This is a genomic window from Enterobacter cloacae complex sp. 372C4 (assembly GCF_050030615.1).
GTDB lineage: Bacteria > Pseudomonadota > Gammaproteobacteria > Enterobacterales > Enterobacteriaceae > Enterobacter > Enterobacter intestinihominis.
On the sequence record NZ_JBLGUQ010000001.1, the window covers coordinates 1,414,547 to 1,425,549 of the forward strand.

13 protein-coding genes are annotated in these 11,003 nt (G+C 49.5%); 2 read left to right on the top strand and 11 right to left on the bottom strand.

Annotation, left to right across the window (positions count from 1 at the left end; genetic code table 11):
- From ACQG11_RS06765 to ACQG11_RS06795, 7 genes are all read right to left on the bottom strand, one after another.
- Complete coding sequence (locus tag ACQG11_RS06765) at positions 1 to 561, bottom strand: HK97 family phage prohead protease (protein WP_045338306.1); 561 nt, start codon at positions 559 to 561, stop codon at positions 1 to 3.
- A gap of 51 nt (positions 562 to 612) precedes the next feature.
- Entirely contained in the window at positions 613 to 1,779 is a 1,167-nt protein-coding gene (locus ACQG11_RS06770; protein WP_426728268.1) for a phage major capsid protein, read from the bottom strand.
- Positions 1,780 to 2,011: 232 nt separating this feature from the next.
- Positions 2,012 to 2,314, bottom strand: a complete 303-nt coding sequence (locus tag ACQG11_RS06775) for a hypothetical protein (RefSeq protein WP_045325320.1) — start codon at positions 2,312 to 2,314, stop codon at positions 2,012 to 2,014.
- A 354-nt stretch (positions 2,315 to 2,668) separates the two neighbouring features.
- Positions 2,669 to 5,359 (bottom strand): TOPRIM and DUF927 domain-containing protein, encoded by a 2,691-nt coding sequence (locus ACQG11_RS06780; RefSeq protein ID WP_045325322.1) that lies wholly within the window; start codon positions 5,357 to 5,359, stop codon positions 2,669 to 2,671.
- A 240-nt stretch (positions 5,360 to 5,599) separates the two neighbouring features.
- The gene (locus ACQG11_RS06785) at positions 5,600 to 5,806 is read right to left on the bottom strand and encodes a hypothetical protein (RefSeq protein WP_019077819.1); all 207 of its coding nucleotides are present in this window, start codon (positions 5,804 to 5,806) and stop codon (positions 5,600 to 5,602) included.
- Entirely contained in the window at positions 5,803 to 5,997 is a 195-nt protein-coding gene (locus tag ACQG11_RS06790) for a hypothetical protein (RefSeq protein WP_019077820.1), read from the bottom strand. The genes ACQG11_RS06785 and ACQG11_RS06790 overlap by 4 nt, the downstream gene beginning before the upstream one ends.
- Positions 5,990 to 6,181, bottom strand: a complete 192-nt coding sequence (locus ACQG11_RS06795) for a host cell division inhibitor Icd-like protein (protein WP_260897133.1) — start codon at positions 6,179 to 6,181, stop codon at positions 5,990 to 5,992. The genes ACQG11_RS06790 and ACQG11_RS06795 overlap by 8 nt, the downstream gene beginning before the upstream one ends.
- A gap of 139 nt (positions 6,182 to 6,320) precedes the next feature.
- On the opposite strand from ACQG11_RS06795, the gene ACQG11_RS06800 reads away from it, so the two are divergent.
- Positions 6,321 to 6,494, top strand: coding sequence for a hypothetical protein (locus ACQG11_RS06800; protein ID WP_162842356.1), 174 nt, complete (start codon positions 6,321 to 6,323; stop codon positions 6,492 to 6,494).
- A gap of 400 nt (positions 6,495 to 6,894) precedes the next feature.
- Here ACQG11_RS06800 and ACQG11_RS06805 read toward each other — a convergent pair whose 3' ends face one another.
- The 4 genes from ACQG11_RS06805 to ACQG11_RS06820 all read right to left on the bottom strand — a co-directional run bounded on the left by ACQG11_RS06805 (position 6,895) and on the right by ACQG11_RS06820 (position 10,353).
- The gene (locus ACQG11_RS06805) at positions 6,895 to 7,587 is read right to left on the bottom strand and encodes a hypothetical protein (protein ID WP_224253882.1); all 693 of its coding nucleotides are present in this window, start codon (positions 7,585 to 7,587) and stop codon (positions 6,895 to 6,897) included.
- A 20-nt stretch (positions 7,588 to 7,607) separates the two neighbouring features.
- Complete coding sequence (locus tag ACQG11_RS06810; RefSeq protein ID WP_019077824.1) at positions 7,608 to 7,892, bottom strand: helix-turn-helix transcriptional regulator; 285 nt, start codon at positions 7,890 to 7,892, stop codon at positions 7,608 to 7,610.
- Between the two features lie 590 nt (positions 7,893 to 8,482).
- Complete coding sequence (locus tag ACQG11_RS06815; protein WP_019077825.1) at positions 8,483 to 9,133, bottom strand: hypothetical protein; 651 nt, start codon at positions 9,131 to 9,133, stop codon at positions 8,483 to 8,485.
- Positions 9,133 to 10,353, bottom strand: coding sequence for a tyrosine-type recombinase/integrase (locus ACQG11_RS06820; RefSeq protein WP_045325326.1), 1,221 nt, complete (start codon positions 10,351 to 10,353; stop codon positions 9,133 to 9,135). Before ACQG11_RS06820 ends, ACQG11_RS06815 begins: the two co-directional genes overlap by 1 nt.
- 363 nt (positions 10,354 to 10,716) lie before the next feature.
- On the opposite strand from ACQG11_RS06820, the gene ACQG11_RS06825 reads away from it, so the two are divergent.
- Entirely contained in the window at positions 10,717 to 10,881 is a 165-nt protein-coding gene (locus ACQG11_RS06825; protein ID WP_003860373.1) for a DUF2556 family protein, read from the top strand.
- Positions 10,882 to 11,003 lie beyond the last annotated feature (122 nt).

The window sequence follows — 11,003 nt, forward strand, 5'->3', positions numbered from 1 at the left end:
TCAGAGCCCCGCTAAATCAGCCCAGCGGCGACGGTTATCGCCAGCGCGGCGCAGTTCAGGATGTTGGGAGAAAAGCGAACGGTGCGCGATTTCCACGCCAGACTCAGGATAAGCAGGCATAGAGGTAACGGTAATCTCCCGCAGTTCGGCAGCGGTAACAGTGCGCAGATATGGAGACTGAGCAATATCCCACGCCTCTTTCAGCGCCCGGAAACCAAAGCTCATGCCGGAGATATCCCCGCGCTCCACCAGCTCCAGCACATCGTTGCCAAGCTGGGTATTCGGCGGAGTCAGCTCGAAGCGCAGCCCGGTATCGTCTTCGGACAGCACCAGCGTGCCGGATTTAGTGCGGCCCAGCAGCTGGGTATAGTTATGCTCATACAGCGCACGCACATCGCTACCGGATGCCAGGCTGTCTTTAAACGCTCCCGGCGCAAACTGTTCGCGGAACTCATCCCAGATAACTTCTGACAGGCTGTTCCAGCGCACGGCATAGCCCACCAGCTTTTTGTTGCTGGCGCTCACTTCGGAAGTACGGATTTCAAAATCAATTGTTTTCATTACTGGACTCCACAGAGGGCAAAAAGGGGCCGCAGCCCCTTAAACGTCAAATCAGGAACCGGAGCCTGAAAGCTCAAGCACCTTGATGGCGTTGGAGTCCACCACACCGCCGCCCAGGTACTTATCGGTATGCACCTTGTAGAAACCCGGTTCGGTGATGTTGTCAGGACGGGTACGCACGCCAGTGGTGTGATCCACGATGAAATAGCCGCGCTTGAAGTCGCCTACCGCGAGGAACGCTTTACCTGCATCCGCATCCGGCATGGTTTCCAGATACTGAACAGGACGGCCCAGCAGCGTATCGGGAGAACCGGCAACCAGACGATCGCGCCAGATGTAATCTCCGTTGCCGTTTTTCAGCTTTTGCAGTTTGGCGGCGGTGTTGGAGTTCATCACCCATACGGCGTTTTTGCGGTATTTGGCTTTCAGCTTATACAGCAGGTCGATCAGGCCATCAGAGGAAACGTCAGCCGCCTCCATCTTCTCCAGCGTACCGAACGGACGGGTTTTGTCGGCAGTGACAGCGCGAGGGTAAGACAGGAACCCTTTGGATTTTTTATCACCGTCGCCGTTCACAAAGTCGCTCTCTTCGGTAGCGGTGAAGGTGTCGGCGATTTCAGAAGACAGCCAGCCCAGAGTGTCCACCTCAGAGAAGTCGAGAATCTCCTGAGTGGTTTTCGGGTAGGCGTAGATCGGGTTGAGTTTGATATCAACGCGCTCCATCTTCGGCGTACTGGTTTCGGTACGTGCCTCACCTTCGGTACCACGATTAACAGTAGTGCCGCCCACAGATACCAGCTTCTGGTATTCGTTGGTTTTGGTGGTCTTCACCGTTGCGATGGAACGCATCACGCTATCATCCTGCAACTGGCGCATAATCTCTTTGTCCAGCTCAGGGATAACGGTATAACCGCCGTCAGCCTGCACCAGCGTGGAGAGAGAACGGGTATCACCTGTCATGATGTAGTGGCGCAGCTCGTCGTTGCTTACTGGCTCACCTTCGACGGAAGTACCAGGCAGATTGCGCTGATCGTCGGCGACGGCTTCAAGGCGGGTGATTTCAACTTCAAGCGCATCAGCCTGGGCGCGGAGTTCGTCGAACTTTTTGCCCTCTTCTTCGTTTAGGCTGCGCTTTTCGGTGTCGGCTTTGTCCAGCATGGAACGCATCTGTGTTTTGAGTGCGGCTTTCTGCTGGCGTAATTCGAGTAGTTTCTTCATGGAGTGGTTTCCGTATCAATTAACGTAGAGACGTGAAACCAGCGCTTGGAGGGGAGGCCGTTAAATCTTTTTCTGCCTCTCGCAGGCTGTACTCGCTACAGCTTGACTTAACGGCCAGTGGCGGCTCACGTCTGAGTGCCACTCTTCAAGATATACATGAAAAATATAAAGAAAACCCCCATCAGAGACAGGGGTAATCACGGGTAAACATGAGTACAAATAATTTACAAAATTATTCCTTAGCGCAATCCAGAGCATCATCAAGCAGCTCACGCTTCGCTTTCAATTCGCCGATAAGGATATCCAGTTGTTCTTTGCTGGCAGCCATAACATCACCAGAAAATTGATGGCGCAGGAAACCATTGTGATCCACAAAAAAGAAAGCTTCTCGCTTCACCAGTTCCCGGTATTCGCTAAGCGGCATAAGCTGCAAATCCGTTTTGCTGTCTGGAACCCCAAACATATCTTTGTGCTCAACCACTTTCTGGATCAGCACCTTCGAATATACCAGGTCATCACTGTTTTTTTTGTCCATAACATCCTCTATTTTTTGTGTATAGATGCAAAACTATGTTGGTTCAGTCAGTTCAGTTGGTTCAATTTGTAAAGATTATTGTTTTTAAAGGCATTATTTTCATTAAGTGAACTAACAAAGCCCCTTTTTGAACCAACAAATGCTATTTTTATGTTGGTTCAGTGGCAAATATTTACAGGCCAGCCAGAAAAGGGGGTTGGTTCAATAGCGGAACATGTTGGTTCAAAATAGCCGTTTGTTGGTTCAGTGTTGGTTCAATTATTAGACATAAACCCTATGTAAAACAGTAACATGAATGTAATTAACAATCATTGAACCAACTGAACCAACAATAACAATCCTCACATGTGTATTTTATTCCGCCCCTTCTTCTGCAACTTGTTGAAGTACATAAACGTTGATTTGGCGCCCATCAATTCGCGGTGATTTCTGTTGATATCCTCTCCCACTTGATGGCTCAGAGAGCAAACCGGCAGCGGCAAGCGCACGGGCAAACTGCCTAGCATTAAATCCCTGCGCTATCTCCTTCTCAAACGTTGCAGGGAATGTATAGAACACCATGGGCGCATCATCATGGTTGCTCTTACGCTTACGATACCCGGCAAGATTACTGATTGGCAGGCTTGCAGGATCATAAGGCAAAGGGGCGAACCGGCTCAGACCATAAGCATTAAGAAACGCCTCGCACTGCTCGATGATCTGCTGGTGCTCTTTATTTCCCGTTCCGAACTCTTTCACCCAGGCATTAAAGCTATGCTGGATAGCATCACGGCTGGCCTGTTCATCCCATCCGGTGATTGATGCACCAGTCACCAGCGCAGCTTCAAGGATTGCAAAGCGTTCTGCCACGCGGTGCACCTGCTCGCCATAATCAGCCGGAATGAGTCCGCGCCAGCGCGTCTGGGCGTCATGTACGGCCTGTTTAGCTTCCTTCTGGTGAGCCGCCAACCATTTAACCCACTCTCGGCCCGCTGCACCGTGATTTTCAATCCATGCCTGCTTCAGTGCATCAGCATGAGCCTTGCCGTTCTGCAGGCCATGAAAGGCCGTCGATTTCTCCATAGGGATATTCAGCAGGCGAACCAACTGGCCTGCCTTAACTTTTAGCCCACCAGCAGAAAGAAACGTCTCGATATCCATTTCCCCGGTACTGATTGCTACAGTGCGCCAACGTTTCAACTCCCGATTGCCGCCCTCTTTGGCTCCCTGCAGCTTTCCAGCACCGTTAAACAAGGTGTATGCCGAAGTGGCAACGTCTTTGGCGCTGCTCCCCTGCCCCACTTCATCCAGCGGTAACAGACTGTCGTTATGCGCCTCCGCTTCGTTAGCGATACCAAGCGCAGTACCGTACCACGTTAGGCGCAGAGCATCCGGCTCTCCCCACAGACTGCTCGCAATATTAGCTGTAGTGGTCTTACCGGCGCTCGACTGCTCGAACAAGTGGACACCGAAACCATCAGCACCCACCAGCCCAATAAGCGGCGCGGATAATGCCGCCGCCACTCCCAGCATCATTGATGGGTTGCCACCGGCCAGATAAGCCACTGAATCCCGCCAGCCCTCAGCCGTACCAGAAACGGCATAACCGGAAGATGCAGCGCTGCGACCATTAAAGAGAATGGGTGTCTCTGGATCACCAATAACTTCGCCATCAGGCATGATATATGCCCCATTATGCCAGCCAGTGGTATGAGTGATAATCCATTCCTGACCAGATCCACACTGCTGCAGCCAATCGGCCAGAATGGCACGAAAGGTGTTTTTAGTGGTCACGTTAACCCCTCCAGCTTTAAGTGAGCGCCATCCCTCACGCTCTCCAACATCAGCGCAAGGGATCGCCCTGGTAATATCTTCGTGGCCACGCGGCGAACGCCAGCGCAAAACAAGATAGCGTTCTGCCCCGTCACTACCTGAACCAACTACCTCAAGAGGCGAACAAAGCCACGCTTCGTTATTGATGATTTCTCCGCTGTCCTTGTCCACCTTTGGCGTAATCCAGTACAAGCCATCGTTACGGCTCTCCACGCGTGGTTTCAGTTCGTCACCTTGCAGAGCTGATTTTTGCTCTTTTTTACCGCCGTCAATAGACTTAAGTTTTACCACCACCTTTTCGCCCTCCGGCTGGTACATCGAATCATTAAATGCTGCTGCGGCTGCTTCCAGCCCGTGTTGCTGGTGAAAATCATTCCAGTCGGCCTTTTCCTCAGACTGAGGTAAAGCTACCCAGCCAGAGACAGCTTTAGCGGTTTTTTCTGCGGCTGATTTACCCGTGTTTGGTTCGCCAGGCTTAATATCGTTATCTGCGGCGATGATGATCTGCGCATCCGGGTAACGCTGTCGCATCACCTGCGCAACTGACAGCAAATTCCCGGCGTCAATCGCTGTGATAATTGTCGCATCTGGGCGAAACTGCTGAACCGAAAGCGCCGTTGCCAGTCCTTCGGCGATAATCACCGTCTCCGGCGTTTCACCGGAATTAACCACGCAAAAAGAGCCTTTCTTTACCGTTCCGGCCACCAGCCGCTTACTGCCATCTGGCTTAATCACCTGTGCGCCTGTCGTCGCGCCAGCACCGTTTTTCAGCACCAGCAGCAGCGACCCATCGGACAGCATCGGGAAGGGGCATTGAAGCCCCTTTGATGTAAGGTAAGCAGACTGCCCCGGAGAGGCTTTAGCGGTCAGCGCCGCAACTTTCCCGGCGATATCCGTCTGAGGCTTCTCTCTGGCTGGCTTCGGTTCCGGTGTCCGGGTATCACCACCCAGCACAGAGGATACTTTCTGCGCCGCAGCGGTTATGGTAATGCCCTGAGATCTGGCAATGAGATCCAGACCGTCGCCGTGATTTGGCTCGTCACACTGGCGACAATGCCACTCGCCGCCGCCGTGGTCGTCAATGTAGTGAAATCGGTCAGATCCACCACAGATGGCGCATGGGCCGTGACGGCCTTTCGGCGGAACAGTCACCCCGCACTGAGGAAGTAGGCTTTCCCAGCTTCCGGCAGCTTGGCGCTTAACTTCACGGATAATCTCAATTGCGCGGCTCATTGCTGTTCCTCCCTAATGCCATTGCGAGGAAAGACGGTATAGCAACCGTAAATGTCGATAATCTCGTTTCCGCGGCTGAGCCAGTGAGATATTTCTCCCGAATCGGGATGGAACACAGCCACAGACTCGGGGGCAAACTTTAGGGCAAAGGTGATGTGACTCTGCCCTTCTGCAGTCAGTTCACAAAACAGCGGCAATTTGAACTCTCCGCGCTTCCCGTGCCGCGCATCGCTTACAAAGTCATTTTGCACTGGAAGCCTCCCGCGCTTTCTGTAGACGATCTTTGGACTCATGCACCAGGCTGAAAATGGCGGCCACACAGTTAGATTCGTGTTCATCACCTTCGCCGAGGGAGTCCATCCAGATTTCCAGCATAGCCAGAGCCTGATTGCTGTATGCCAGTGCGTCTTCGGCGTGCATCAGGACTTCAAAAGGAACCTGTCTCATTTTGTCTCTCCCATGCGCAGCTCGGCGATTAATGCCCGGTGAATTTCCTGGTTAAAATCACACGCAATAGAAATCAGATTCAGCAGCGTTTCTGAACATTCAGCAGAGGCCTTCTCCAGAATGGTTTCGTAAAGTGATGAAGCCAGCGCTGATTTATATTCGGCCTGCTCCAGACAGATTGGCTCACGCATAGCGAACCTCCTGAACTGGTAGACGGCCAGCGAATACCATCACGCAGCCAGCCGGTGATTGCTCACGGGCTTCGCGTTCGGTAGCGGCGGTAATGTGAATGACGTTGCGCCCGATGGCGCTCAGTGCGAGAAAACGCCAGATGTAGTTATTCCGCCCTTGCGGGTGTGTGGTATGATCTTTCATAGCTGCCTCGTTACTTTCGCTAACGGTGGTGGTTAGAGGCCCGGTTAGTGTTCCACCACTGCCGGGCTTTGCTTTACTAAAAGTCATGCAATGTAGTACATTGTCAACTCCACTACAGACTAGACCACAGGAGTTGACAATGTCAACAAGCGAAAATAAAGAGCGCCATGTTGTGCAGCTCAGACTCGATAAAGAACTGTCAGAGCGGCTCGCTTTAGCGATGAAAGAAGACGGTGACGATAATAAGTCGGGATGGATAAAACGCCTTTTGCGCCGTGAACTTGATAAGCGCGGCATCGAGCCAAAAGGCTGAACAGGGTTACTCCCCGTAATGCTGTGGACTGCCCCTCTTAAAAAGGGTCTGTTTTGCGCAACTCTTAATGAGTTGTGCAGAGGCTCACCTCTTAAAGAGGGTTGGTTATCTTCGCAGCTCTCTACGTTATTCGTCGGAACCTCTGAACCTAAGCAGTGTTGATGTTCCGGAGAACCCGAATACTTTTCGTGTTCGTTGCTCGCCAATTCTCGCGTTTCGCGATAATTAAGATGATTCAATGGGTTGAGATGTTCGTACGTTAAACGTACGCGGTTAATTTGTGCGTACGGATTTCGTTGGCTCAAAGTTTGACCACCAGCGGTAAGCCTGGTAATCTGGCGATGTTTCAGTAAAGCGGTATTGCACTGGCGGCCCGGCATGGCCGCCTTTGTTTTGCCTGTCATACAATAGCCTCCACTTTCAGCCCGCCAGCGGTATACCCCTGAACCCGAACACCATCGACGCGATGACGCTTTTTAGTCAGAAAGCGGATGTGATCTGCGTAGACGTACTGCCATTTACCATCGAGTGCCACACGCTTAAACCACGGATGAGGCTTAGATATGGTCTGGACAACTGGCGCGCAAGCCTTGTGTGGCGCGGATTCTGCTGCGACAACCCCCTTATCATTGCCCGTTACACGGTACAGCCAAAAACGAGCATCCTTTCCGGTCAGTTTGCGAGTGCGCACCGGAACATAACCAGCCTCACGCATTGCCTTACTGAATGCGGCATCGTCCGGGTAATACTGGCGCCGTAGTTCCGTAGATACTGAAACTGCAAAGCTGCGTTTAGTCGGGTATTCCTGCCACTGGCCGACAAATTCAAAAGGAAGGCCGTTAACCCTTCCTTTGGTCTTGTCCTTGCCGCTTATCCCTGCATCATGGTCTGCCTCATGCACGGACACGCCGGAACGCAGCCACACCAGCCCGTTACCGTTGTGGCGCAACCCCAGATCGGCAAGCGTAAATTCACCGCGATTAATGGGCGACCAGTCACCGGAAATAACCTGTTTACGGTTCGCTGAAATATCGTGCTGGCTGGCTACAGGGTGAGCGAATCCCTGCCCGTGGAGGGCATTAATCTTTTTCATCTCAGATTACCTGTGGTTAATTAAGCAGATTTACGGCTGTATGGGTTATTGACGTTCTCTACTGCTGGCGGATTACGAACCCACCAGAGCACATCCGAAAGAAGCCAAGCACAGCTATTACGGCCAAAGTGACAGCGCGGAGGGAAGCGCCCCTGCTGTTCCATCTTCCAGCGGCTGGAACGGGAAAGACTGGTGATCTCGCTGCATTCATCTTCACGGATTCGGCGATCAAACTTAAAGCCGTACTCTTCTAAAAGGGTGCGGCGTTGTTCAGGATTTGGCGGGGTAAAGGTTATATTTTGCATGCTGCCTCCACTGTTTCAATGTTATGCGAAGAGATTAGTGGATAAACGACCAGCATTTCCATTGATTCTGGAATCCTTTAAAAGAACACGCAATTCCATTGAAAGATAGAAATTCCATCAAGATAACGCTCCCCTGTTGAAAACAATTTCCACAGTAATTTCAACGGCTGTCGCGAGAGAAAAAATCATGAATTTCAATAACTCGCCGAAGATCACCGTTCTTTAACGATTTGATTCGCCTTGGATTGTTCATAACAAAGATGAACAATGATGAACGCTGATGAACAGTGATGAATAACCATGAACAAAGATGGAAAAAGTTAGCAAGTAATGACCTAGTAGAGACCGTGGATGGAGCTAGGTATTGTTAGGTGCTGTCGGGTGCCGTTACGTGTCATTACGTGTCGTTACGTGTCGTTGAATGCTGTTGAATGCTGTTGAATGCTGTTGAATGTAACTGTAATACACATCAAATATAACAATTGAATCTCCTTGGCGATCATAGAATCGCCAAAAGCTCCAACAAATATAATTAATTAGTATTTTCACATGAAATATAAATAATACCCACTAACACTGCAAAATAATATTCATTCCGTATAATAAATCGAATTTAATGCCTTGCGAATTTTCTCATATATTGCTGATTTGGATAATCCAGTTTTAGATATACCTTCCTCATCAGCTAATTTATATAGTTCGTTTAAAATAGCCGAGATGCTTGGTTTTTTAGAGGTGCCAAACGAATGGCCTATCTTATGTGCTATAAGCTTGACCAGCATCCCCATTAATTTATCATTATATTCCTTTTCATCTTCTTTACGATGCAAGCCGCGTTTGCTGCTTTTCAATGCAATTCCGACCTGTAAAAGCTCATCCCCTCCCATAGCATAAAGATGCTCTTTTCCTTTGTTTTGATTAGCAATTATAGCCACCGCCGCAAGGCATCTGTCCTTTATGGGTTGTGGTGTAATATCTTCATCAATAAGAGGATATGCCAGAGCAAACATATAGTCTGCGGGATAGGCTGTTGAGTTTCCACCTCGAAATAATTTAGATGCTGATAACCATCTACTCAGTTGTCGATAGTATATATTGTAAGCTTCAACTTTCGCCTCAGGGATATCAGCAGTTTTAACTGTCGGATCTACCCCACACATAAGTAGTGCAAGTTGTTTAATATTTAGCTCCGGGGCTTTGGCTTCTCGCTCGAAAATACCCAATTTTAGAAAACTAGTCATTATTCAGCCTTATTCAACAAAACAATGTTAGTGAATCCACCTGATAAAATATCAAGTCTGTCATACCATTTATTCAGCGCATCCAGTTTCTCAGGCAAATACAGACTACGGTTATAAATCGCCATGACTCCCGGCATTGAGTGCCCCAACAACTGTTCGACAACGTGTGGTGCTATACCCATATTATTCATATGCGTTGCTAAAGTTCGTCTTAGATCGTGCAGTGTCCATGGTTCAGAATGCCCCAGCTTTTTATAAACGCCGCGGCCCCACTGACTTACCGCTTCACTGCCTTTAACCGACCCAAGCAAAAGGCCGGATCGTTTCGTTTCATCATGCAGTATTTCAATGAATTTGCGCATGGCATCCGGCACAGGTCTTACAATCTTCTCGCCGCCCTTGCTGTGCTCTTTGGGAACTGTCCAGACCCAGGCATCCATATCCCATTCACTCCACTCTGATAGCCTGGCCTCCTGCGTTCGGCACCCAAACACCATTAGGATTGTCAGTAGCCTGGTGTAGTAAGGCATGAAGCAAGTGCCAGAGGAAATGGCAGCCCATAAATCGCCAGCCTCTTTATCGTTTAATACCCGGTCTTTTTTTGCCTGTTTTTTACCGACATCTGGAATTGTTAAATCTTCAAGCGCGGTACTCACAGCATAGCGACGAACCCGGCAGAATTTCAGGGCTTGTTTGCACATCTGGAACACATAACCTGCGGCGACTGGAGTTTTCTTTTTCATCCTGTCAAAGCAGTCAAGCCAGTATCGTGTTTCACAGTCAGCGAGCGCCATTTTCCCTATATAAGGATAAATGTGTTTTCGCAGCTCCGCTTTGTGCCGTTCAACATTCGCGCGGTTCTCTTCTGCATATTCGCGTATCCAGTATTCTATAGCTTCCTTAACAGTGACCGGTTTAAGCGTTTCCTGAGTGGCCAGCGCCAACTGGTGCTTTGGATCTTTACCTGAGGCCAGCCATTGGCGGCATTTATCACGCGAAGAACGGGCTTCTTTGAGGCTCATATCCGGGTATCGTCCCAGAGTAAGACGATGCAGCTTCTGCCCGTCGAGTCGGTAAGTAAACACCCAGCTAATACCACCAGCTTTCGTTACCTTGGCGCTCAGCCCGGCACCATCAGCATAGAACTCAATCTTACTGGCCGGGATACCATGTAATCCCTTTAACTTCCTGTCGCTCAGTTTGTTAAGTTCGCCAGCCATAGACCACCCAGCCCAAAGTGTTTATACAAATGTTTATACAGAATTGCTTGCATAATAGTATAAACAAAGAAAAACACTGGAACAATATACAGGCATGAATTTATACAACACATTGATTATTATATGAATATTAAAATCATCTAAAAGCATGAAAACAGCTAATATGACAGTACGGCATGAACTGATACTAATCAGTTAAATGCTTGTTTAAAAAGGCGCTCTTCGGCATGGGGAAGCGCCTTTTTTATTGCCCGGATGGGTGACCGTCAACGCTTTGTAAACCTTCTCCTTCCCCACTTTTCAACGCCCGCTTTTCGTGTATATTTCCACCACCTTACAGGCTCTCTTTTCGCGGAATGACACATGATTCGTAAATACTGGTGGCTGGTCGTTTTTGCTGTCTCTGTTTTCATTTTCGATGCGCTGCTGATGCAGTGGATTGAACTGATGAGCACCGAAACCGATAAATGTCGCAATATGAATTCCGTGAACCCGCTAAAACTGGTCAACTGCTCAGAGCTGGACTAGCCTCTTCCATCCTGTACCCCTCTGTTATCACCCAATAAAAACAGGGGCTTAAATCACTTTTCGTCATTTCCTGACGATGATAATGTCTGTGCCCTTTTCAACCGCTCTTGCTTAACGTCTCA

Bases quoted from the DNA above. Each gene is read 5' to 3' on its own strand.
- ACQG11_RS06765 (WP_045338306.1), bottom strand. From the start codon at position 561: ATGAAAACAATTGATTTTGAAATCCGTACTTCCGAAGTGAGCGCCAGC.
- ACQG11_RS06770 (WP_426728268.1), bottom strand. From the start codon at position 1,779: ATGAAGAAACTACTCGAATTACGCCAGCAGAAAGCCGCACTCAAAACA.
- ACQG11_RS06775 (WP_045325320.1), bottom strand. From the start codon at position 2,314: ATGGACAAAAAAAACAGTGATGACCTGGTATATTCGAAGGTGCTGATC.
- ACQG11_RS06780 (WP_045325322.1), bottom strand. From the start codon at position 5,359: ATGAGCCGCGCAATTGAGATTATCCGTGAAGTTAAGCGCCAAGCTGCC.
- ACQG11_RS06785 (WP_019077819.1), bottom strand. From the start codon at position 5,806: ATGAGACAGGTTCCTTTTGAAGTCCTGATGCACGCCGAAGACGCACTG.
- ACQG11_RS06790 (WP_019077820.1), bottom strand. From the start codon at position 5,997: ATGCGTGAGCCAATCTGTCTGGAGCAGGCCGAATATAAATCAGCGCTG.
- ACQG11_RS06795 (WP_260897133.1), bottom strand. From the start codon at position 6,181: ATGAAAGATCATACCACACACCCGCAAGGGCGGAATAACTACATCTGG.
- ACQG11_RS06800 (WP_162842356.1), top strand. From the start codon at position 6,321: ATGTCAACAAGCGAAAATAAAGAGCGCCATGTTGTGCAGCTCAGACTC.
- ACQG11_RS06805 (WP_224253882.1), bottom strand. From the start codon at position 7,587: ATGAAAAAGATTAATGCCCTCCACGGGCAGGGATTCGCTCACCCTGTA.
- ACQG11_RS06810 (WP_019077824.1), bottom strand. From the start codon at position 7,892: ATGCAAAATATAACCTTTACCCCGCCAAATCCTGAACAACGCCGCACC.
- ACQG11_RS06815 (WP_019077825.1), bottom strand. From the start codon at position 9,133: ATGACTAGTTTTCTAAAATTGGGTATTTTCGAGCGAGAAGCCAAAGCC.
- ACQG11_RS06820 (WP_045325326.1), bottom strand. From the start codon at position 10,353: ATGGCTGGCGAACTTAACAAACTGAGCGACAGGAAGTTAAAGGGATTA.
- ACQG11_RS06825 (WP_003860373.1), top strand. From the start codon at position 10,717: ATGATTCGTAAATACTGGTGGCTGGTCGTTTTTGCTGTCTCTGTTTTC.